General features: G+C 66.9%; 23 protein-coding genes. 9 read left to right on the top strand and 14 right to left on the bottom strand.

From position 1 onward, the window contains the following. The first annotated feature begins 43 nt into the window (after nt 1–43). Nucleotides 44–715 carry a TetR/AcrR family transcriptional regulator gene (locus tag ACN9M4_RS06950; RefSeq protein WP_426302814.1) on the top strand — a complete coding sequence of 224 codons (672 nt, stop codon included), beginning with the start codon at nt 44–46 and terminating at the stop codon, nt 713–715. 25 nt (nt 716–740) lie between these two features. Here the strand turns inward: ACN9M4_RS06950 and ACN9M4_RS06945 are convergent, their stop codons facing one another. From ACN9M4_RS06945 to pdhA, 3 genes are read right to left on the bottom strand one after another with little or no spacing between them, the layout of a single operon-like run. After that, entirely contained in the window at nt 741–2,120 is a 1,380-nt protein-coding gene (locus ACN9M4_RS06945) for a dihydrolipoamide acetyltransferase family protein (protein WP_426302813.1), read from the bottom strand. Next, nucleotides 2,117–3,127: an alpha-ketoacid dehydrogenase subunit beta gene (locus ACN9M4_RS06940; protein ID WP_426302812.1), complete on the bottom strand. Its 1,011-nt coding sequence runs from the start codon at nt 3,125–3,127 to the stop codon at nt 2,117–2,119. The genes ACN9M4_RS06945 and ACN9M4_RS06940 overlap by 4 nt, the downstream gene beginning before the upstream one ends. Further along, nucleotides 3,127–4,293: a pyruvate dehydrogenase (acetyl-transferring) E1 component subunit alpha gene (pdhA, locus tag ACN9M4_RS06935; protein ID WP_426302811.1), complete on the bottom strand. Its 1,167-nt coding sequence runs from the start codon at nt 4,291–4,293 to the stop codon at nt 3,127–3,129. The genes ACN9M4_RS06940 and pdhA overlap by 1 nt, the downstream gene beginning before the upstream one ends. A gap of 194 nt (nt 4,294–4,487) precedes the next feature. Between pdhA and ACN9M4_RS06930 the strand changes: the two genes are divergently transcribed. Together ACN9M4_RS06930 and ACN9M4_RS06925 are read left to right on the top strand one after the other, a co-directional pair. After that, nucleotides 4,488–4,955 (top strand): Lrp/AsnC family transcriptional regulator, encoded by a 468-nt coding sequence (locus ACN9M4_RS06930; RefSeq protein ID WP_426302810.1) that lies wholly within the window; start codon nt 4,488–4,490, stop codon nt 4,953–4,955. 130 nt (nt 4,956–5,085) lie between these two features. Then, complete coding sequence (locus ACN9M4_RS06925) at nt 5,086–5,922, top strand: hypothetical protein (RefSeq protein ID WP_426302809.1); 837 nt, start codon at nt 5,086–5,088, stop codon at nt 5,920–5,922. 118 nt (nt 5,923–6,040) lie between these two features. Here ACN9M4_RS06925 and ACN9M4_RS06920 read toward each other — a convergent pair whose 3' ends face one another. Both ACN9M4_RS06920 and ACN9M4_RS06915 read right to left on the bottom strand, forming a co-directional pair. Beyond that, on the bottom strand, nt 6,041–7,663 hold the full coding sequence (locus ACN9M4_RS06920; RefSeq protein WP_426303416.1) for a solute symporter family protein: 1,623 nt from the start codon (nt 7,661–7,663) through the stop codon (nt 6,041–6,043). A gap of 5 nt (nt 7,664–7,668) precedes the next feature. Then, complete coding sequence (locus ACN9M4_RS06915; RefSeq protein WP_426302808.1) at nt 7,669–8,085, bottom strand: DUF485 domain-containing protein; 417 nt, start codon at nt 8,083–8,085, stop codon at nt 7,669–7,671. A gap of 196 nt (nt 8,086–8,281) precedes the next feature. On the opposite strand from ACN9M4_RS06915, the gene ACN9M4_RS06910 reads away from it, so the two are divergent. Genes ACN9M4_RS06910 through ACN9M4_RS06890 form a run of 5 tightly spaced genes read left to right on the top strand, consistent with a single transcriptional unit; the run spans nt 8,282 to nt 12,766 of the window. Continuing rightward, complete coding sequence (locus tag ACN9M4_RS06910) at nt 8,282–9,448, top strand: sensor histidine kinase (RefSeq protein ID WP_426302807.1); 1,167 nt, start codon at nt 8,282–8,284, stop codon at nt 9,446–9,448. A gap of 29 nt (nt 9,449–9,477) precedes the next feature. Next, complete coding sequence (locus ACN9M4_RS06905; protein WP_426302806.1) at nt 9,478–10,197, top strand: LytR/AlgR family response regulator transcription factor; 720 nt, start codon at nt 9,478–9,480, stop codon at nt 10,195–10,197. Next, nucleotides 10,194–10,553: a hypothetical protein gene (locus ACN9M4_RS06900; protein ID WP_426302805.1), complete on the top strand. Its 360-nt coding sequence runs from the start codon at nt 10,194–10,196 to the stop codon at nt 10,551–10,553. The genes ACN9M4_RS06905 and ACN9M4_RS06900 overlap by 4 nt, the downstream gene beginning before the upstream one ends. Then, nucleotides 10,550–12,013 carry a cation acetate symporter gene (locus ACN9M4_RS06895; RefSeq protein ID WP_426302804.1) on the top strand — a complete coding sequence of 488 codons (1,464 nt, stop codon included), beginning with the start codon at nt 10,550–10,552 and terminating at the stop codon, nt 12,011–12,013. The genes ACN9M4_RS06900 and ACN9M4_RS06895 overlap by 4 nt, the downstream gene beginning before the upstream one ends. 48 nt (nt 12,014–12,061) lie before the next feature. Continuing rightward, nucleotides 12,062–12,766, top strand: coding sequence for a hypothetical protein (locus tag ACN9M4_RS06890; RefSeq protein ID WP_426302803.1), 705 nt, complete (start codon nt 12,062–12,064; stop codon nt 12,764–12,766). Between the two features lie 11 nt (nt 12,767–12,777). On the opposite strand, the gene ACN9M4_RS06885 is transcribed toward ACN9M4_RS06890, so the two are convergent. The 6 genes from ACN9M4_RS06885 to rpsB form a co-directional block, all read right to left on the bottom strand. Further along, nucleotides 12,778–13,362: a DivIVA domain-containing protein gene (locus ACN9M4_RS06885; RefSeq protein ID WP_426302802.1), complete on the bottom strand. Its 585-nt coding sequence runs from the start codon at nt 13,360–13,362 to the stop codon at nt 12,778–12,780. A 21-nt stretch (nt 13,363–13,383) separates the two neighbouring features. Continuing rightward, complete coding sequence (locus ACN9M4_RS06880) at nt 13,384–14,307, bottom strand: phosphatidate cytidylyltransferase (protein WP_426302801.1); 924 nt, start codon at nt 14,305–14,307, stop codon at nt 13,384–13,386. Further along, a complete protein-coding gene (gene frr / locus ACN9M4_RS06875; protein ID WP_426302800.1) occupies nt 14,307–14,864 on the bottom strand; it encodes a ribosome recycling factor in 558 nt (185 codons plus the stop codon). Before frr ends, ACN9M4_RS06880 begins: the two co-directional genes overlap by 1 nt. 114 nt (nt 14,865–14,978) lie before the next feature. Further along, nucleotides 14,979–15,716, bottom strand: a complete 738-nt coding sequence (gene pyrH / locus ACN9M4_RS06870; protein ID WP_426302799.1) for a UMP kinase — start codon at nt 15,714–15,716, stop codon at nt 14,979–14,981. 143 nt (nt 15,717–15,859) lie between these two features. After that, complete coding sequence (gene tsf / locus ACN9M4_RS06865) at nt 15,860–16,696, bottom strand: translation elongation factor Ts (RefSeq protein ID WP_120519686.1); 837 nt, start codon at nt 16,694–16,696, stop codon at nt 15,860–15,862. A 121-nt stretch (nt 16,697–16,817) separates the two neighbouring features. Then, complete coding sequence (gene rpsB / locus ACN9M4_RS06860) at nt 16,818–17,651, bottom strand: 30S ribosomal protein S2 (protein WP_115788023.1); 834 nt, start codon at nt 17,649–17,651, stop codon at nt 16,818–16,820. A 411-nt stretch (nt 17,652–18,062) separates the two neighbouring features. Between rpsB and ACN9M4_RS06855 the strand changes: the two genes are divergently transcribed. After that, nucleotides 18,063–18,575, top strand: a complete 513-nt coding sequence (locus tag ACN9M4_RS06855; RefSeq protein WP_426302798.1) for a M23 family metallopeptidase — start codon at nt 18,063–18,065, stop codon at nt 18,573–18,575. Nucleotides 18,576–18,580: 5 nt separating this feature from the next. Here the strand turns inward: ACN9M4_RS06855 and ACN9M4_RS06850 are convergent, their stop codons facing one another. The 3 genes from ACN9M4_RS06850 to ACN9M4_RS06840 all read right to left on the bottom strand — a co-directional run bounded on the left by ACN9M4_RS06850 (nt 18,581) and on the right by ACN9M4_RS06840 (nt 21,468). After that, nucleotides 18,581–19,774: an acyl-CoA dehydrogenase family protein gene (locus tag ACN9M4_RS06850; RefSeq protein WP_426302797.1), complete on the bottom strand. Its 1,194-nt coding sequence runs from the start codon at nt 19,772–19,774 to the stop codon at nt 18,581–18,583. 204 nt (nt 19,775–19,978) lie between these two features. Continuing rightward, complete coding sequence (locus ACN9M4_RS06845; protein WP_426302796.1) at nt 19,979–20,827, bottom strand: amino acid ABC transporter permease; 849 nt, start codon at nt 20,825–20,827, stop codon at nt 19,979–19,981. Further along, entirely contained in the window at nt 20,824–21,468 is a 645-nt protein-coding gene (locus ACN9M4_RS06840) for an amino acid ABC transporter permease (RefSeq protein ID WP_426302795.1), read from the bottom strand. The genes ACN9M4_RS06845 and ACN9M4_RS06840 overlap by 4 nt, the downstream gene beginning before the upstream one ends. Nucleotide 21,469 lies beyond the last annotated feature (1 nt).

The following is a 21,469-nucleotide window of genomic DNA, read 5'->3' as shown; positions in this document are numbered from 1 at the left end:
TGTCCACCACTCCAGGGTGGAGCACGCCGCATGAGGAGGATCCGTGGCCGCACACCAGGAAGAGGCAAGCCCGTCAGGGGAAGCCGCCGCCCCTCCCGTGGTGGCCGCGTCGCCCACCCTGCGCAGCCAGGCAAAGGAAACGCGGCGGAAGGCACTGCTCTCTGCCGCCGCGGCCCTTTTCGCCGAGAACGGTTTCAGCCGCGTCTCCCTCGAGGACCTCGGTGCGGCGGCGGGCGTGAGCGGACCGGCCGTTTACCGGCATTTCCCCGGGAAACAGGCTGTGCTCGCAGAACTGCTGCTGAGCGTGAGCCGCGGGCTGCTCGACGGCGGCCGGGTGGTCGCAGCCGCGGCCTCCGACCCCGCGGCGGCCCTGCGCGGGCTGGTGGAGTTCCACGTGGACTTCGCGCTGAGCAACCCCGACGTCATCAGGGTTCAGGACCGGGACCTGGACAGCCTGTCCGATTCCGACCGGGCTGAAGTGCGCGCCCTCCAGCGCGCCTACGTGGAACTTTGGGTGGGAGTCCTTGCCGAGCTCCACGAAGGCACAGGAGCAAGCGGCACTGAGCAGTCGGAACTGCGCGTCCGAGCGCACGCCGTCTTCGGCCTGATCAACTCCACGCCGCACTCGGTCCGCAGCCACGGACGCCGGATCGCAACGAAGACTGCGCGGCCATTGCTGGAGCAGATGGCATTGGCGGCGTTGACGGTCCGCTGACCCGCCCGCTTGGCCGCGCAGTCCGTCACACCATGGTCAGGACCATTCCCGGATCCGAGAGGATGGCGCCCACATCGGCCAGGAAGCGCGAGCCTTGTTCACCGTCCACCAGCCGGTGGTCGAAGGACAGGCTCAGCGACATGATCTGTCGGACGGCGAGCTCATCGTTGTGAACCCACGGCGCCTTCCGCACCGCTCCCAGGGCCAGGATCGCGGCCTCCCCCGGGTTGAGGATCGGCGTACCGGCGTCGATGCCGAACACCCCGATGTTGGTGATCGAGATGGTGCCGCCGGAAAGCTCCGCGGGAGTGCTCTTCCCGGCGCGTGCGGTCTCCGTGAGCTCCGACAGCGCCGCCGACAGTTCCTGGAGGCCCATCGTGTCGGCGTCCTTGATATTCGGGACCGTCAACCCTCGCGGCGTCGCGGCGGCGATGCCCAGGTTCACGTAGTTGAACTGGACGATCTCCTGAGCCGCTTCATCCCAGCGGGAGTTGAGCGTCGGGTTCCGTTTCAGGGCGATCAGCACCGCCTTCGCCGCGAGCGTGAGCGGGGTCAGCTTATAGCCGGCGAACGTCCGGCTTGCCTTGAGCCGTTCCAGCAGTTCCATGGCAGCCGTGACGTCCACCGTGAGGAACTCGGTGACATGGGGCGCGGTGAAGGCGCTCTGCACCATGGCCGCCGCGGTGAACTTCCGGACCCCCTTGATCGGAGTGCGGGTTTCACGTCCGGCGGCGGGAGCCACCGATGCGCCGCCGGCGGCGGGGGCAGCGGCTTCGGCGAAGTGCTGCACATCCTCGCGCGTGATCAACCCGCCCTCTCCCGTTCCGTTCACCTGCGTCAGGTCGACTCCGAGGTCCCGTGCCAGTTTCCGCACCGGCGGCGTCGAACGCGGCCGTTCGGCCTGCACGACGGCGGAACGCGCGGCAGGAACCGCCGGCGCTTCGGCCGGCTGGACTGCCCCGGGCCGGTCGGCTTGCGCGGGCACTGGCTCAGCAGCGGGGGCGGCCGCGAAGGTGCGCTGGCGGCGGACGGGGTGCCCGCCCTCTTCGACGGCGGCACCATACCCCACCAGGGTCGCCTCCCGTTTCGGTGCGGGGGGCTCAGCCGCTGCGTCCCCGGCGGTCCCGCCGTTCCCGGAAGGCGCGGCCCCGGCGTCGTCCACTTCGAAGGAAACGATCGGCTTGCCGACCTCGACGACGCTGCCCGGCTGTTCATGCAGGGCGGCCACGGTCCCGGCAAACGGCGAGGGCAGTTCCACCACGGCCTTGGCGGTCTCGACTTCGGCGATCACCTGGTTCAGTTCCACCGTGTCCCCTACCGCAACCTTCCAGCTGAGGATTTCGGACTCCGTGAGGCCCTCGCCGAGATCCGGCAGTCGGAATTCCTTGATCATGGCGGGGCTCATCCTTCCAGTCCGCTCAGGGAGTTCGGCCGGCCGAGGGCACGGTCCACGCCGTCCAGGATCCGGTCCAGGTCCGGCAGGTGGTGCATTTCGAGCTTGGAGTACGGGTACGGAACGTCGAATCCGGTGACCCGGACCGGCGCGGCTTCGAGGTAGTGGAAGCAGCGCTCGGTGATGCTGGCTGCGATCTCCGCGCCGAGCCCGCCGGACTGCGCGGCCTCGTGGGTGATGACGAGCCGGCCGGTCTTGCGGACGGACGCCTCAACGGTGCCGTAGTCGACGGGCGCCAGCGAGCGGAGGTCAATGACCTCGATGGAAACGCCTTCATCGGCGGCGGCCAGGGCGGCGTCGAGCGCTGTTTTCACGAGGGGGCCGTAGGCCACCAGGGTGACGTCGCTGCCGCCGGCGGCGACCCGTGCGCTGCCCATCGGCAGGGCCCGGTCGAGCGCGGCGGCCTCGTCCACCTCGCCCTTGTCGTGGTAGCGGCGCTTGGGCTCGAAGTAGAGCACCGGGTCGTCCGAAGCGATGGCCTGCTGGATCATCGTGTAGGCGTCCTGCGGGTTGGACACGCTGACGACGCGCAACCCCGAGGTGTGGGTGAAGTAGGCCTCCGGGGATTCGGAGTGATGTTCGGGCGAACCGATGCCGCCGCCGAACGGCACCCGGATGGTGATCGGCATCTTCACGGTGCCCTGGGTGCGGTAGTGCATCTTGGCCACCTGGCTGACGATCTGGTCGAAGGCCGGGTAAATGAAACCGTCGAACTGGATTTCGCACACGGGCCGGTACCCGCGGTAGGCCAGGCCGACGGCGGTGCCGATGATTCCGGATTCGGCCAGCGGGGTGTCCACCACCCGGTGCGTGCCGAAATCCTTCTGCAGCCCGTCCGTGACGCGGAAGACGCCGCCCAGTTTGCCGATGTCCTCCCCCATCAGGACCACCTTGGGGTCGTTGTCGAGGGCTTTGCGGAGCCCGGCGTTGATGGCGCGGGCAAATGTCAGCTGGCTCATCAGAGGGCACCTTCCTGCACGGATCCGCTGAAGCTTTCCAGGTAGCGGGTGTAGTGGTCCTTCTGGCGTTCGAGCCAGGAATTCTCCTCGCTGTAGACGTGCTTGAAGACGTCCAGCGGCGCGGGCTCGGGCATGTTGATGCAGCCGTTCCTCAGCTCCGCGGCGACGTCGTCGGCCCTGGCCTTGACCCGGGCCTCGAACTCTTCGTCCAGCAGTCCCTTGCGGTCCAACAGGGCCTTGAGCCGGGCGATCGGGTCCTTCGCGGCCCAGTCTTCGAGTTCGTTGGGGTCCCGGTAGCGGGTGGGGTCATCCGCCGTCGTGTGCGGCCCCATGCGGTAGGTGAGCGCTTCGATAAAGGTGGGTCCGCCGCCCTTCCTTGCCCGGTCAAGCGCGATCCGGGTGGCGGCCAGCACGGCCAGCACATCATTGCCGTCCACGCGCATGGAAGGAATACCGAAACCGGAAGCCCTGTCCGCGAGCTGCACATGGGACTGCACCAACACCGGTTCGGAAATTGCCCAGTGGTTGTTCTGGCAGATGAACACCACAGGCGCCTGGAAACTGGCGGCGAAGACCATGGCCTCGCTTACGTCACCCTCACTGGTGGCGCCGTCGCCGAAATAGGCCACCGCCACGGAATCGGCGCCGTCATCCTTGATGCCCATGGCGTAGCCGGTGGCGTGCAGCGACTGCGAACCGATCATGATCTGCTGGGTGGCGATGTTGTAGCGGTACGGGTCCCAGCCGAACAAGGCATTGCCGCGCCAGGCGCGCACCAGATCCGGCACGGCCACCCCGCGGCAGTAGGCCACACCGTTGTCGCGGTAGGTGGGGAAGACAAAGTCATCGCTGCGGAGGGCACGGCCCGAGCCGATCTGGGTTGCTTCCTGGCCGAGCATCGGCGGCCAAAGCGCCAGTTCGCCCTGGCGCTGCAAAGCCGTGGCTTCGGCGTCGATCCGGCGGATAACCACCATGTCCTCGTAAAAGGAACAGAGCTGCTCATCGCCGACATCGCTGATCCACAAATCGAATTCCGGATGGCTGATGCGCTCCCCGGTGGGGGAAAGCAACTGAACCAGGTCTCCCCCGGTCCGGCGTGGATTCTGCACACTGTTCGCGGGTTCCGGTGCCTGTTTGGCTCCCCGGCCGGCTTCGTCGGTCAACACGGTTGCTCGCACCTTTCGGCTCGTTCTTTGCCGTTGCCGCAAGGACTTTTGGCCCCGCAAGCCACAGCGACCCGGGCCTCATCGCCCGGATAACTGTGACCCTACTCACAATGCTCATTGGGTACAACCACCGCCACGGATTCTGAGCATTATGCCCTGTCGTACGCCCGGTCACCGTGCTAATGTTGCGCACTATGCAAGCTTTGGATGGCACGGACACCCGGCTGCTTTCGGCCATGGCAAAGGATCCGCGGGGCACCGTGGTGGCCTTGGCGCAGAAGCTCGGCCTGTCCAGGAACACGGTCCAGGCACGGATGGCGCAACTCGAAAAAAAGCACGCCTTCCTGTCCTTCGAACGCCGGATCAACCCGGCTGCCCTGGGCTACCCGCTGCTGGCCTTCATTTCCGTGCACGTGCAGCAGCAGAAACTCGGACAGCTGGCCGTGGACCTCGCCGAGATCCCGGAGATCCTCGAGGGCTACGGGCTGACCGGCTCAGCGGACCTGCTCCTGCGGGTGGTGGCCCTCGACGCCGAAGATCTCTTCCGCATCAACGGCAAGATCCTGGGCTGCGACGGCGTGGAGCGGACGGACACCGCATTGGCGATGCAGGAGATGATCCCCTACCGGATGCAGCCCCTGCTGAAGAAAAGCGCCGGCTGACCGGGCCCCTTCTACTTGCCCCGCCGCAGGAACATGCGATTTGATGCAAGCGGACGTCTTGGGGCCGGCCCGCGGTTCCAAGCACGAGTCCAAGCATTGGCAGCGCAGGCAGCCGGAAAGGCGAACCATCGTGAGCACTCCCCCGGATCCCCATAACCAGGATCCCCAAAAGCCCGACTGGACCTCCCGGCCCGTTCCCCCGCCGCCACCCGTGCCCCCGCACGCCGGGCAGGAGGGGCCGGTGCCGCCGGTACCGGAACCGCAGCATGGGGAACCCCCGCATGGGGCACCGCAGTATGGGGCACCGCAGTACGGGGCAACCGGTGCGCCCCAGTATGGGACGCAGCCCCCATACGGCCCGCCGTCTGGCCAACCCCAGTATGGGACGCCTCCCCCGTACGGCCCGCCGTCTGGCCAACCCCAGTACGACCAACCCCAGTACGGGGCACAGCCCCCATACGGCCAACCCCCGTACGCACAGCCCCCATACGACGGCGGCCAGTACGGGCAGCCGTTCGGCCAGCCCGCCGCCCGGCCCCCGAAGAACCGCAAGGTCCTGTGGATCGTACTCGGCGCGCTTGGCGCGGTGATCCTCCTGGCGGTGGTCGGCGTCGTGCTGCTGGTCAACCTGGTGGGCAATGCCACCGGCAAAGCCAAGGGCCAGGCCGAAGAATTCACCAATCTGCTGCTCGACGGCCGGAACGGGGAAGCCTACGACCGCTTCCTGACCGACTCCCTGAAGGATGAGCTGCCCAAGGCCACCTTCGTCCAGGGCATCGACCGCCTGGAACTCAGCGATTCCTGCAACGCCAACTACAACTCGGTCAGCGCGGAGTCGAAGAACGGCGTCCACCGCGCCGAGGTGTCCGGCACCCTGAACTGCAACGGCCGGACGATCGACCTCAAGTACGGATTCGTCGGTAACGACGGGAAGATGGATGCCATCCGGATCAAGCCCCGGAATTAGGCCCTGGAATTAGGCCCTGGAATTAGGCACCGGAACCGCGCACCATAACGCCGAAGCCCTCCTGCTGCGGACTGCAGGAGGGCTTCGCCGTTACGAGAGGCGCGTCAGGCAGTGGGGATCAGTGCTCCACGGCTTTCTCGGCCCCGACGCCGGTGAGCGAGCGGACTTCCATCTCCGCCTGCTTGGCCGGATCCTCGCGGCGCCTGTCCAGCACGGTGCCCAGCCAGCCCAGGAAGAAGGCGAGCGGGATGGACACGATGCCCGGATTGCTCAGCGGGAAAATGGCAAAGTTGGCGCCTTGGATCATGGAGGTCTTGGCCCCGGAGACCACGGGCGATAGGGCGATCAGGATGATCGCCGAGGCAAGGCCGCCGTACATGCTCCAGACCGCGCCCTGGGTGGTGAACTTCCGCCAGAACAGCGAGTAGACGATCGTGGGGAGGTTGGCCGAGGCGGCCACCGCGAAGGCGAGCGCCACGAGGAAGGCGACGTTCTGGCCGTTCGCGAAGATGCCGCCCAGGATGGCCAGGATGCCGATGACCACCACGGTCCGCCGGGCCACCTTGACCTCGGTGCCGGCGTCGGCCTTGCCCTTGGCAATGACGTTCGCGTAGATGTCGTGGGCGAACGAGGCCGCCGCGGTGATCGTCAGGCCGGCGACCACGGCGAGGATCGTGGCGAAGGCGACGGCGGAAATGAAGCCCAGCAGCAGCGGCCCGCCGAGGTGGAAGGCCAGCAGTGGTGCGGCCGAGTTGACGCCGCCGGGAGCCGCCTTGATGGTGTCGGCTCCGACGAGCGCGGCGGCGCCGTAGCCCAGCACCAGGGTGAAGAGGTAGAACAGGCCGATCAGCCAGATGGACCAGACCACGGACTTGCGGGCTTCCTTGGCGGTGGGCACGGTGTAGAAGCGCATGAGCACGTGCGGCAGTGCCGCGGTGCCGAGGACCAGGGCCAGGCCCAGGGACATGAAGTCCAGCTTGCTGGTTTCGCTCTTGCCGTACTGCAGGCCGGGGTTCAGGACGTTCGGGTTGTTCGCCGCCTCGGCGGCCGAGCCGAGCAGGTTGGACAGGTTGAAGCCGTAGATGGACAGCACCCACAGGGTCATGACGGCGGCACCGCAGATCAGCAGCACGGCCTTGATGATCTGCACCCAGGTGGTGCCCTTCATGCCGCCGATCAGCACGTACATGATCATGAGGGCGCCGACGACGACGATCACCAGCGCCTGACCGCCCCAGTCGCTGATGCCCAGCAGCAGGGAGATCAGGCTGCCGGCGCCGGCCATCTGGGCGAGCAGGTAGAAAAAGCAGACGGCGAGGGTGGACAGGGCCGCGGCGATGCGGACCGGGCGCTGGCGCAGCCGGAAGGAAAGCACGTCGGCCATGGTGAACTTGCCGGTGTTGCGGAGCAGTTCGGCCACCAGGAGCAGCGCCACCAGCCAGGCCACCAGGAAGCCGATGGAGTACAGGAAGCCGTCGTAGCCGTTGATCGCTATCGCGCCCGTGATTCCGAGGAAGGACGCGGCCGAAAGGTAGTCGCCGGCGATCGCCGTGCCGTTCTGCGAGCCTGTGAAGGAGCGGCCGGCCGCGTAGTAGTCCGCCGCTGTCTTGTTGTTCCGGCTGGCGCGGAACACGATCACCATGGTGACGAGGACGAACAGGGCGAAGATGCCCATGTTCAGGAGGGTCGTATCCTTGAGTGCGCCGACGTTCACCATGGGAGCCGGGCCGTGCAACACCATGCCGCTCACCGCTGCGCCCCCTTGGCTGCCCGGCCGGAGTTGGCTGCCCGGCCGGAATTGACTGCCCGGCCGCGGCTGTCGAATTCATGCCCTTCGATTTCGCCGCGGATCTCCGCGGCGATGGGGTCGAGTTTGCGGTTGGAATAGCTCACATACCAGGCGGTGATGCCGAAGGTGGTGGCGAACTGGAGCAGCCCGAGCACCAGGCCCACATTGATGTTTCCCCACAGCTTGGTGGACATGAACCCCACGGCGTAGTCGGCCAGGAGCACGTAGCCGAAGTACCAGAGCAGGAAGGCCACGGCCATCGGGAAGACGAAACTGCGGTGCCGCCTGCGCAGTTCGCGGAACTGTTCTGTTTGCTGCACTTGCTGGAAATCCACGGACTGGGTTGCGTCCGCCGGCTGGGCCTCATTACCCATGCTTTCCTCCTGGTTTGAAGTGTCCACAGCGGCATCCACCGTTGGGTGCCATGTGATTGGAATCACTATTCAACGGAGGCCGTCCGGCTTCCAGACGTACGAGCCCCGGCATCGCCCAGCGGGCATGTCGGTGCGGTAAACGGCAGCTGCAGCGGTCATAGGGAACCCGCACCGCACGGTTCGCTACCCTTGCTCCATGCCCGATTCCCCGCTCTTCACCGCCGCAGCGATCGCCGTCGTCGTCCTGGCGGTGGCGGCCGCCGTCGGGGTCGGACTGATGGTGATCCGTTCCTTCCGGGACCTCGGCACGGACGCCGAGCGGGCCACCTACAAGACCCTGCACGCGGCGTCCCGTGCGGGCGCCCACCTGCGCACCGGCTTGCAGCCGGCAGGCGCGGCCAAGGCCAGCAAACAGCTGCGCCTGCTGCTGGGCTGCGACGCCCTCGCCATCACGGACCTGGACACGGTGCTGGCCTGGGACGGCGTGGGCGAAGAACTGAAGCCACGGCTGATGGCGCTGGCGGCCCCGGTGCTCGCCGACGGGCGCACCGCCCTAATCGAGGCGTCGCCCTCCCTGAAGGCCGTCATCGCACCGATCAGGGCGGACAACCGGGTGGCCGGCTGTGTCGCTGCCTTCGCACCGCACGCCGGCGCAGGCCTGGTCCGGGCCACCGGCGAACTGGCCGGCTGGGTTGCCACCCAGGTGGAACTGGCCGAACTGGACGCCTCCCGCACCCTCCTGATGGAGGCCGAGGTCCGGGCGCTGCGGGCGCAGATCAGCCCGCATTTCATCTACAACTCGCTCAACGCCATCGCCTCGTTCATCAACACGGACCCCGCCAGGGCGCGAGAACTGGTGGTGGAGTTCGCCGACTTCACCCGGTATTCCTTCCGGCGCCACGGGGACTTCACCACCCTGGCCGAGGAACTGCGCAGCATCGACCGCTACCTGCTGCTCGAACGGGCCCGCTTCGGCGAACGCGTGCAGGTCAGCCTGCAGATCGCCCCGGAAGTCCTGAGCACAGTGATTCCCTTCCTGAGCCTGCAGCCGCTCGTGGAGAACGCGGTGCGGCATGGGCTGGAGGCGAAGGAGGGCCCGGGGCACATCACCATCCGTGCCTACGATTCGGGCGCGGACGCCGAGGTCACGGTGGAGGACGACGGCGTCGGGATGGACCCGGAGCACCTCCGCGCCGTGCTGGCCGGCCATGCCGACGGCGAACACGTCGGATTGCGCAACGTCGATGCCCGGCTGCGGCAGGTGTACGGGGACGAATACGGACTGGTCATCGAAACCGCGCCCGGCGAAGGCACCCTGGTCACCCTGCGGGTGCCCAAGTCCCAGCCGAAGCACGATGCCTGAGGACCGACGGCGGAGGTTAAGCTGCTGTCATGATCAACGTCCTCGTCGCCGACGACGAGCTGCCCGCCGTCGAAGAACTCGCCTTCCTGCTGGGCCGGGATGAGCGGGTGGGCACCATCCACCGTGCATCGTCCGGCTCGGAAGCCTTACGTGTCCTGGAGAACGAGTCCGTGGACATCGCGTTCCTGGACATCCACATGCCGGCCCTCTCGGGGCTGGACATCGCCCGGGCGATCTCGCGGATTCCCCTACCTCCCGCCGTCGTGTTCGTCACCGCTGACGAAGACTGCGCGCTGGAGGCATTCGAACTTGCCGCCGTCGACTACCTGCTCAAGCCGGTACGCGCCGAAAGGCTCGCCCGCTCCCTGGGCCGGGTCAGCGAACTCATCCGGGACGGCAGCCCCGCCCCGGAGATGATCACCGTGGACCAGGGCGGCACCACCCGGATGATCCGCCGGGACGACGTCCGCTACGTCCAGGCACAGGGCGACTACGCCCGCCTCCACACGGCAGAGGCCAGCTACCTGATCCGGGTCCCGCTCAGCGACCTCGAACAGCAGTGGGCCGAGGCCGGATTCCTCCGCATCCACCGCTCGTACCTGATCTCCCTCAACCACGTGGAGCACCTGAAACTCGGTGCCGTACACCCCTCTGTAACGGTGGCGCGCGCCGAACTGCCGATCAGCCGCCGGCATCTGCCGTCCGTGCGGGACAAGCTCGGAACCACCCGGATACGGCCGCAGGGATGACCAGGGTCCGGGTCACCGCACCGCAATCGGCCGGACGGCGCCCCGCCGGCCTGCTGCCCGGCCGGGATGCCGCCGTGGATTCCGACGTCGGGCGCCTGTACGTCCGATCGCTGATCCGCTCCCAACTACGCCTGGCGATCGTCGTGGCGGCCGGCTTCCTGCTGGTGCTCGCCGCATGCGGGCTGATGGTGGCCTTGGTTCCGGACCTGGCCGTCCTGCGCCTGCTGGGCATTCCGCTCAACTGGTTGCTGCTGGGCGCAGGGCTGTATCCGGTGATCGGCCTGGCCGCATGGCTCTACAACCGCTCCGCTGCCCGGAACGAGGCCCGCTACCGCGAACTGGTGGACGAACGGTGAATCCCCCGGTCGGCCTGGCCGCGTTCCTGGCGGTGGTGCTCGCGACGGCGGTAATCGGCTTCTACGGGCTGCGCATTTCGCGTACCACCGGGGATTTCTACGTCGCCTCCCGGACGGTTCCGCCCTGGTGGAACGCCTCGGCGATCGGCGGCGAGTATCTGTCCGCGGCAAGCTTCCTCGGCGTCGCCGGGTTGATCCTGCTCTCCGGGACGGACGCCCTGTGGTTCCCGGTGGGCTACACCGCCGGCTACCTGATGCTGCTGCTCTTCGTGGCCGCACCCCTGCGCCGCTCCGGGGCCTACACGATCCCCGACTTCACCGAAGCCCGGCTGGAATCCACCGCGGTGCGGCGGGTGACCAGCCTGGTGGTGGTCGCCGTCGGCTGGCTGTACATCGTGCCGCAGCTGCACGGCGCAGGCCTCACCATCCGGATCAGCACCGGGCTGCCGTCCTGGGTGGGCGCGCTGGCCGTGGTCCTGGTGGTGTACCTGACGGTGGCGGCCGGCGGAATGCGGTCCATCACCTTCGTCCAGGCGTTCCAGTATTGGCTCAAGCTCACCGCCCTCGCGGTTCCGGTGGTCTTCGTATTGCTGCACCAGGGCGGCGGGGCGGCCGTGCCGGCGCCGGAGTCCGTCAATCCCACGGGGCTGCCCGCCGCCGGGCCGTACCAGACGGTATCCCTCCTGCTCGCCCTGCTCTTCGGAACCTTGGGGCTGCCCCACGTCCTGGTGCGCTTCTACACGAATCCGGACGGCCGCTCCGCGCGCCGGACCACCCTGATCGTGCTGGGCTTGCTGTCCGTCTTCTACCTCTTTCCGACCGCCGCCGGGCTGCTGGGCCGGATGTACGCGCCCGGGCTGGCCCGCGACGGCCGCTCGGACGCCCTCGTGCTGCTGCTGCCGGGCGAGCTGGTGGGCGGGCCTGCCGGGGACGCGCTCTCCGCGCTGGTGGTGGCGGGCGCCTTCGCGGCGTTCCTCTCGACGACGTCCGGGCTGGTGGTTTCGCTGGCCGGGGTCATCAGCCAGGACCTGCTGGGCGGCAGTGTCCGCGGATTCCGGATCGGAGCGCTGCTGGCCGCCGTCGTCCCTTTGGCCTTTGCACTGGCGACCGACTCACTGGGCCTGGCCGGAAGCGTGGGGCTGGTTTTCGCGTTCACGGCATCCACGATCTGCCCGGTGCTGCTCCTGGGCATCTGGTGGCGGGGCCTGAGCGACGCCGGGGCGATCGCCGGAATGCTGACCGGTGCGGTGCTGTGCGGAGGCGCAATGGTGGCGGGCACCCTGCTTGGCGGAGCGTCCGCACCGGCCTGGCTGGCGCAGCCGGCAGCCTGGACGGTTCCCGCCGCTTTCACCGTGATGGTCCTGGTTTCGCGGGCCACCAAGCAGCGCATTCCAGGAACAGTGACACGGGTGATGACCCGCCTGCACGTGCCGGAACGGCCGCTCGCGAGCGGGCGCTGAAGTCTCGCCTGCGGCCGCCGGAAGGTGGACAATAGCCGCATGTCCGGCATGGACAACACACTTCCAGACGGCGGACCGGACGTTCCGGCGCCCGCGGCCTCGGCTGCTGTGCGGGCCCAGCTTCTCGCCACCGAGCACTGGAGCCTCCTTGCCTCCCGGAGCACCACCCAGGGCGAGGTCCTGACCCGGATCAGCATGTTCCTCACCTTCACGTCGGCAAGCCTGCTCAGCGCGGCCCTCGTGGGCCAGGCGACAAAGTTCTCCGACACGTTCGTGATGTTCGGGATTGTCGTGCTCTTCATCGACCTGGGGATCGGCCTGCTGACCCAGGTCCGCGTGATGTACGTGGGCATGGAGGACCTGATGTACGTGATCGCGATGAACCGGCTCCGGGCCGCGTATGTCGAGTTGGATCCGGGCCTCGCCCGGTATCTCATGGCCGGCAGCCATGACGACCAGCCAGGCTCGCGGAAGACCTACTACTTCTTCGGCCCGCGGAGCCAGGGCGGCCACGTTGCGGGGAGCAGCATGACCTTCATCATCTCGGTGAACGCGGCCCTTATCGCACTGTTGTCGGGCACCCTGCTGGTCCTGCCCGGCACTCCCTTGGGGCTGGCGGTGACGCTGGCGGCGCTGTGCGGGCTCGCCTTCCTGTTCGTCTCCCTGGCGCGGAGCTACCGGCGGTACACTGCGGTCTGGCAGGCTTTTACACCGCTCTCGCCCACGCCGCCTGAAGAGCAGGCAGAGGGCTAGGCAGCCGGGAATCAGTCGATCGCGGCCATCAGTTCGACGACGCGGTCCAGGAACGCATCGACCTGTGCTTCGTCGTAGCCGTCCGCGCCCTTGGCCGCACCGAAGGCGGCCCGGCGGACGCTGTCCACGCTCAGCGGCTGGTCCTGCTCGAGGTAGCCGATCAGCTGATCGCACAAGGCGTCGACGTCGGCAACATCGTAGCTGCGGACTCGTTTCTTCTCCGGGCGGCGGAAACGCTGCCCGGCCGGGCGGTGCAGCCGGGCCCGCAGTACGCCGGAGAGCTTGCCGATCTGGCGCAGCCAGACTTCCTCGCCTTCGGCCTCGATGAGTTCGTCGCGTTCACGGCGGGCGAAGGCGTCCTCCAGGCGGTCCAGGGCGGCGTCCACCACGGCGGCATCGTAGCCGCCCTTCACCGGGTCGAAGGACACCGAGCGGACGTCGCTGCTACCCGTCCTCACCTCGGCGTCGTCAGGGCTCTCGAAGGAGACCCGTGCCCGCTGGAAGAACTGGTCCACCTGCTTGGCGTTGTAGCCGTACTTGTTGCGTTCCACACGCTCAAAAGCCGCGGGAATCTGCCGACGAACATCCACTGCCACTGTTATCCCTCCGGATTGTTGTCAGGCGCCGCTCAGCAACGCGAAAAGAATGAATGCCACAGGCGCGGCAAAAACGATCGAATCCAGCCGGTCCATCACTCCGCCATGCCCGGGCAGGATGCTGCTCATGTCCTTGACGCCGAGTTCGCGCTTGACCATCGACTCGGCGAGGTCTCCGGCGGTGGCCGCGGCGACCATACCGACGGCGAGCACGACGCCCACCCACCAGGGCCGGTCCAGGAGGAAGATGCTGGCCAGGACGCCGATCAGCATGGCGCCGGCCACCGATCCCGCGAAGCCTTCCCAGCTCTTCTTCGGGCTGATCTTCGGTGCCATCGGATGCTTGCCGAACAGGGCACCCACCAGGTAGCCGAAGGTGTCGTTGGAGACCACCAGGAGCAGCATGACGGCGATCTGCCACGCGCCCGCCGGGATCTGGCCGCCCGGCCAGGGGCCCGCGGTCGTCGCTCCCCCGGTGGCATGCAGCGGAAGGACCGCGAAGCTGATCAGGAAGGGCACCCAGGCGAGGGTGAAGACGCCGGCGAAAATGCTGCGGGGCGCCCCGGCGGCGCTCTCCAGGGAACGCCACAGCAGCACGGCTCCGCAGCTGAGCAGGAAGGCGAAAAGCAGGCTCTCCAGGCCGCCGAAGTAGGCGGCCAGGGGCATCGCCACGGTGCCGGTCAGGACCGGCACGATCGGCAGCCGGGTCCTCCCGTTGGCGTCCAGCGCCCGGAAGATTTCCCAGACGCCCAGCACCGCGAACGCGGTGGTGACCAGCACGAAGCCGAGCGGCAGGAAAAGGAGACCCCCAAGGACCACCACCAACAGGAAAAGCCCGACGCCGATGGCCGCCGGGAGGTTCCGGCCCGCCTTCGGCGTCGGGTTGCCGCTTTTCCGCCGGGCCCGGGAGGTTCCGTGCGCGGGCGCTGGCTCAGCCTGGCTCATCAGACCTCGAGGAGCTCGGCTTCCTTGCGCTTGAGCAGCTCATCGATGCTCTCCACGTGGGCCTTTGTGAGGGCGTCGAGCTCCTTTTCACCGCGGGCGCCCTCGTCTTCGCCGGCTTCGCCGTCCTTGACGAGCTTGTCCAGGGAGTCCTTGGCCTTGCGGCGGATGCTGCGGATGGAGACCTTGGCGTCCTCACCCTTGCCCTTGACGATCTTGACGTATTCCTTGCGGCGTTCCTGGGTCAGCTCGGGGATGACCACGCGGATCACGTTGCCGTCGTTGGACGGGTTGGCGCCCACCTCGGAGTCGCTCAGGGCCCGTTCGATGTCACGCAGGGCGGTCTTGTCGTACGGGGTGATCAGGATGGTACGGGCGTCCGGCACGGCGAAGGAAGCCAGCTGCTGCAGCGGCGTCGGCGTACCGTAGTACTCCACGATCACCTTGCTGTAGAGGGCCGGGTTGGCGCGTCCGGTCCGGATCGACGCGAAGTCCTCCTTGGCTACCTCGACCGCCTTGTCCATCTTCTCCCCGGCTTCGAGCAAGGTTTCTTCGATCACGGTTTCTCCTCAGATGTAGTCGCGCCCGTTTCACCGGGGCGGTGCACACGGTTGGTACACACAGTAAAAGTCCGCCTCAAGGGGCGGAAGGTCCTAGAAGTATCCTAGCCGCTGCTAGGGAGTGACGAGGGTTCCGAGCTTCTCGCCCAGGATCGCGCGGGTGACGTTGCCTTCGCCTTCCATGCCGAAGACCACCATAGAGAGCTTGTTGTCCTTGCACATGGTCATGGCGGTCTGGTCCATGACGCGGATGTCGCGGCGCAGTGCGTCGTCGTAGCTGAGGGTCTCCAGCTTTTCAGCGGCGGGGTCCTTCTTGGGGTCGGCGGTGTAGACGCCGTCCACTCCGCTCTTGGCCATCAGCACGACGTCGGCGTGGACCTCGAGGGCACGCTGGGCGGCAACGGTGTCGGTGGAGAAGTACGGCAGGCCGGCACCGGCACCGAAGATCACCACGCGGCCCTTCTCCATGTGGCGGATGGCGCGGCGCGGAATGTAGGCCTCGGCCACCTGGCCCATGGTGATGGCGCTCTGGACACGGGTCTCGACGCCGGCCTGTTCCAGGAAGTCCTGCAGTGCCAGGCAGTTCATGACCGTGCCGAGCATGCCCATGTAGTCGGCGCGGGAGCGGTCCATGCCACTCTGGGAGAGCTCGGCCCCACGGAAGAAGTTGCCGCCGCCGACGACGATCGCGACCTCCACCTCGGAGACGGCCGCAGCGATCTGCTTGGCGACAGCGCGGACGGTTTCCGGGTCCACACCGAGCTTGCCGCCGCCGAAGACCTCGCCGGAAAGCTTCAGGAGCACGCGGCGCTTGGTCTTCTCGGGCTGGATTGCTGTGTTCTCGGATTCCATGATGCCTTCCCGTTGGTGGACTCTGGCTAGATTATCTTGCTGGATGCCGGGGCAGAAAGCCGCCCGGCAGGTGGATGCGGCAGGCGCGCGGCCGCATGCAAAAGGGGCGGCCACCGAAGTGACCACCCCTTTGCTGCGTGCGACTAGTTGCCGACGCGGAAACGTGCGACGGCGGTTGCCTTGACGCCGGCCTCTTCGAGGACCTGGGCAACGGTCTTCTTGGAATCCTTGGCGAATGCCTGGTCCAGGAGGACTTCACCCTTGTAGAAGCCGGTCACGCGGCCTTCCACGATCTTCGGCAGGGCAGCTTCGGGCTTGCCTTCGGCCTTGGCGGTCTCTTCGGCGATGCGGCGCTCGGACTCGACCAGCTCAGCCGGAACATCTTCGCGGGTGAGGTAGTTCGGTGCCATGGCAGCAACGTGGACGGCCACGTCGTGGGCGGCGGTAGCAGCGGCTTCGCCTTCGCCCTCAACAGCGAACAGCACGCCGACCTGGGCCGGGAGGTCCTTGGAGGTCTTGTGCAGGTAAGCGTCAACCGTGGCGCCTTCGATGCGGGCGATGCGGCGGACGGCGACCTTCTCGCCGAGAACGGCGCCTTCTTCGACGACGACCTCGGACAGCGGCTTGCCGTCGACGTCGACTGCCAGGAGGGTCTCGAGGTCGGCAGCGCCGGATTCGACAGCCACGGCCAGGACCTTGTCGGCCAGCTGGATGAACTTGTCAGCCTTGGCCACGAAGTCGGTCTCGCAGTTGACTTCGACCATCACGCCGACGTTGCCGGTGACCTTGGCAGCAACCAGGCCTTCAGCGGTGGCGCGGCCTTCACGCTTGGTAGCGCCCTTGAGACCCTTGATGCGGATGATCTCAATGGCCTTCTCGGCGTCGCCGTTGGCCTCGTCAAGAGCCTTCTTGACATCCATCATGCCGGCGCCGGTGCGCTCGCGCAGGGCCTTGATGTCTGCAGCAGTGTAGTTCGCCATGTGAACCCCTCTGTCTAGAAATTTATGTGTTTACGGACTGACAGGACGGCTGCCCGCCTGGCGGGCCGCCATCCTGTCAGTTACTCCCGCTGCCATTTGGGGGCTACGGGAAAGTCCGGATTTACTTTGCTTCTTCGCCTGCAGCAGCGTCAGCAGCCGGTGCCTCTTCGGCAGCTGCAGCTTCAGCCTTGCTGCCTTCGAGGAGCTCGCGCTCCCACTCGGCCAGCGGCTCTTCCGGAGCTTCGGCAGCACCGGTTGCACGCTGGTTGCGGGCGATGAGGCCTTCTGCCACAGCGTCGGCAACGACGCGGGTCAGCAGGTTCACGGAGCGGATGGCGTCGTCGTTGCCCGGGATCGGGAAGTCGACTTCGTCGGGGTCGCAGTTGGTGTCCAGGATGGCAACAACCGGGATGTTCAGCTTCTTGGCTTCGTCAACCGCGAGGTGTTCCTTCTTGGTGTCGACAACCCACAGGACCGAGGGAGCCTTGGTCAGGTTGCGGATACCGCCGAGGTTGGCCTCGAGCTTGGTCAGTTCACGACGGAGGAGCAGGAGCTCCTTCTTGGTGTAACCGGAACCGGCGACGTCCTCGAAGTTGATCTCTTCGAGTTCCTTCATGCGCTGGATACGCTTGGCAACCGTGGAGAAGTTGGTGAGCATACCGCCCAGCCAACGCTGGTTGACGTAGGGCTGGCCGACGCGGGTAGCCTGCTCGGCGATAGCTTCCTGGGCCTGCTTCTTGGTGCCGACGAACAGCACGGTGCCGCCGTGGGCCACAGTGGCCTTGACGAACTCGAAGGCGCGGTCGATGTAGGACAGCGACTGCTGCAGGTCGATGATGTAGATGCCGTTGCGCTCGGTGAAGATGAAGCGCTTCATCTTCGGGTTCCAACGACGGGTCTGGTGTCCAAAGTGGACGCCGCTGTCAAGCAGCTGGCGCATGGTTACGACGGGCATGCCGACGCTCCTTCCGGCAGGTCATTCATGAGAGAGCCTCGCGGGCTGCTCTTACCCTGCCAATAGTTGACGGTTGTTTAGTGGACCCGGACGGGCCCTGCTCCTGGCATCCCTTGCACCCCTCATCCGGTCGTGGGACCGGACCGCAAGAGGCACAATCCTCCACAGCATGGATCCACCAGGGATCTGGATGTGGAGGGCTGGATACGCGTAGTCAATTTGAGGCCCCCGCGCGGCTGAATGAGCCACGCTTCCGGAACAGCTTGAGGGCACGGCAAACTGCACTCCCAAGTGTACTACAGCAGCCGCCATGCCCGGTGCGCCACGGATGCACACCGGGGTGGCCCCGGTTTTCCACATAGCGGCGTGCGGGGCTTTCCGGGAACCACCCGGAACCCGAAGCTGGATTGCATGAAATCCGGCCCTTTCCTGACCGCACTGCTGCTCGCCACGGCCCTCGTCGGGCCGGCCGGCGCTGCCCCCGCACTTCAGTCCTCGGCAAGTACTGCCAGCCCGTCCTGGAGCTGGCCGCTCTCCCCCAGGCCCACCGTCGTCCGCCCTTTTGATCCGCCGCCGGAACCGTGGCTGAGCGGGCACCGCGGCGTGGACCTGCAGGCACCCGCCGACGGCGTTCCCGTCGCCTCGCCTGCCGACGGCGTGGTGGCCTTTGTGGGCGTTGTGGTGGACCGCCCGGTGATCACGATCGACCACGGCGGCGGGCTGCGCAGCAGCTTCGAACCGGTGCGCAGCAGCCTCCACCAGGGCGATCCGGTAGCGAAAGGCCAGGAGATCGGCGTCCTCGAGCCCGGCCACTGCGGGCAGTTGCCGTGCGTGCACTGGGGCGTACGGCGCGGCGAGGAATATCTTGATCCCCTGGCCTTCGTCATGGACCTGCGGCCGTCGGTTCTGCTGCCGCTGGGATGAACGTCCTAGACGATCGCGGAGATTCCCGTGATCGCACGCCCGGTCACAAGGGTGTTGATCTCGTAGGTGCCCTCGTAGGAGTAGATGGCCTCGGCGTCGGCGAAGATCTTGGCCATCTCGTAGTCGGTGACGATGCCGTTGCCGCCCAGGATGCTGCGGCCCAGGGCCACGCTTTCGCGCATGCGCTCCGTGGTGAAGGCCTTGGCGAGGGCGGACTGCTCGTCCTTGGCCAGCCCGGCGTCTTCGAGCTGGGCCAGGCGCACCATCATCCCCATGGAGCTGACGGCGTTGCCGAGGATCTGCACCAGCTGCTGCTGGACCAGCTGGAAGGACGCGAGGGGGCGGCCGAACTGGATCCGCTCGACGGCGTAGCGGCGGGCAACGTCGAAGGCCGCGAGCTGCTGGCCCACGGCCTGCCAGGCGACGGCGAGGCGGGTCACCTTGAGGACCTTGTTGGTGTCGCGGAAGCTGTTGCCGTTGGCGAGCTTGAAGAAGTCCGGCACCACCACGTTGTCGAGGACGATGTCGGCGTTCTGGACCGTGCGCAGGGAGATCTTGTTCTCGATCTTGGTAGCCGAGTAGCCCGGCAGCGTCGTGTCCACCAGGAACGCCTTCACCTGGTTGTCCGCAACATCGCGCGCGTAGATGACCACCCAGTCGGAGAAGGTGGCGTTGCCGATCCAGCGCTTGGCGCCGTTGAGGATCCAGCTGTCGCCGTCACGCCGCGCGGTGGTGCGGGTGCCGCCGGCCACATCGGAGCCGCCCAGCGGTTCGGTCAGTCCGAAGGCGCCGATCTTCTTCATCGAGTAGATGTCCGGGAGCCAGGCGTCCTGCTGTTCCTCGGAGGCCAGCGCTTCGATCGATCCGGTGAACAGGCCGTCATGGACGCCCATGAAAGTGGCGATGGAGGTGTCGGCGCGGGTGACTTCGGCGTGCACCAGCCCGGCGAAGAGGTTCGAGTAGCCTTGCCGGCGCACCGGACTGACCAAGTCGATCTCGGCCAGCTTGGGGATCAGCTCCATCGGGAACTCGCCGCGGTTCCAGCAGTCCACGGCGATGGGTTTGACCTCGCGGGCCAGGAACTCCCGGATCTCGGCAAGGCGGTCCCGTTCCTTGTCGGTGAGCAGCTGCTCGAAGCCGTAGAAGTCGCCGTCGGCGTACGGAAGGTTCTCGGGATCGATGGCAGCGGTCATGGACATGCGGGCTCCTCCATTGCGGCACAAGTTCGCACAATGCCATCGGACGGCGGCGTGCTACTTGAAGGTAAGTTACTGATGAGTAACATACCGCATCATGCAGGCTGCATCAATGGCGGGCCTGCGGAACCGAAGCCTTTAACACGAAACCCCCGGAAATCCGCTGGGATTTCCGGGGGTCCTCGGTGGGCTGGCGCTTCCGCCAGCCTATTTTGCTGAGACCGTTTCGAGCGCGGGGAGCGGCGCTTGGACAACGGCAAGGGTCGGCTTGCGGTCGAGCCGTTTCTGCAGCCGTGTCGCGAGTGCGGTCAGGCTTGCGCTGACGGTGAGGTAGACGAGGGTGATGACGATGTAGGTCGGGATGAGTTCGTGCAGGTAGGACGTGAGCAGTTGCCCGCGGTACAGCAGGTCGGTGTAGGCAACGATGTAGCCCAGGGTCGTGTCCTTGAGCAGGCTCACGAACTGGCTGAGCAGCGATGGAGAAACGTTGCGTGCCGCTTGGGGCAGGATCACATGACGCAACGCCTGGGCATTGCTGAGGCCGAGGCCCATGGCTGCCTCGGCCTGGCCGGACGGGAGGCTGGTGATTCCGGCGCGCAGGATCTCGGCGAACACGGCCGAGGTGCAGAAAGTCAGCGGGATGACCATCTTCCACACAGTGGGTGCGTTGATGCCCAGCTGCGGGAGGCCGAAGAGCATGAGGTAGATGAGCAGCAGGACAGGCACCGTGCGGGCGATTTCGATGTATGTCGAGCAGAGCCAGCGGATCGGGCGCGAGCGGCTGATCCGGCCCAGAGCGAGCAGCAGGCCTAGGAAACCGCCAAGGACGGCAACGATGGCGGCAGCCTGCAGGGTTCCTGCCAGGCCCGCCCCCAGGTAGAGCCAGACCGTCGGAGTGAGGAAAGGTGCCCATTTTGCAGGTTCGAGCTGTCCGTGTGCTGCGAACTGCCCGGTAGCGAAGGCAAGCAGGGCCGCGATCGCGACGAAACTCACGGCGGAGCCGATGCGCATGTTCCTGCGTGTCCGGGGTCCGGGTTCATCGTAGATACGGTTCATCGGATTACCACGAGCTTTCGTTCGAGGCGGCCGGTGAGCAGGCCAATGGCGAGGGCGATGGCCATGTAGACGAGGCCTCCTGTGGTGTAGAAGAGGACGGGCTGCGCATAGACGAGGTTGACCTTGTTCACGTGCGCCGTAAGTTCGACGACGCCGACGACGGCGGCAAGCGAAGTGTTCAGCGCCAGGGCGATCATGATGTTGCCCAGCGGCTGGACGACGGCGCGGAAGGCCTGCGGGACGATGACGAGCCGGAGTGACTGCCCGAAGGTCAGCCCAAGGGCGCGGGCTGCTTCAATTTGTCCCTGCGGGACGGTGTTGACACCGCTGCGCAGCGCTTCTGCGACGTAGGCGGATTCATAGGCAGCCAGGACGATCACGACTGTGGGAACCACCGGGAGGATGAAGCCTGCAGCGGGAAGGGCAAAGACGGCGAGGATCAGCAGTGCGAGCAGGGGGACGTTGATGAAGAACTGGGCGTAGGCGAACGCCGCACCGCGCAGGATGCGCAGCGGGCTGATCCTGGCAACGGCCACGAAGGCGCCCAGGACGATTGAGCCGATCCCGGCCGTGGCGAGGATGAGCAGGGTCATGCCGAGTCCCTCGGCCAAGGACCCGAAGTCTTCGAATAGTGCGTTCATC

It is taken from the genome of Arthrobacter sp. R-11, from assembly GCF_049913155.1.
Lineage (GTDB): Bacteria > Actinomycetota > Actinomycetes > Actinomycetales > Micrococcaceae > Arthrobacter.
The sequence above is the reverse complement of the archived record's forward strand: the minus strand, read 5'-3'. Positions and strand labels throughout refer to the sequence as shown.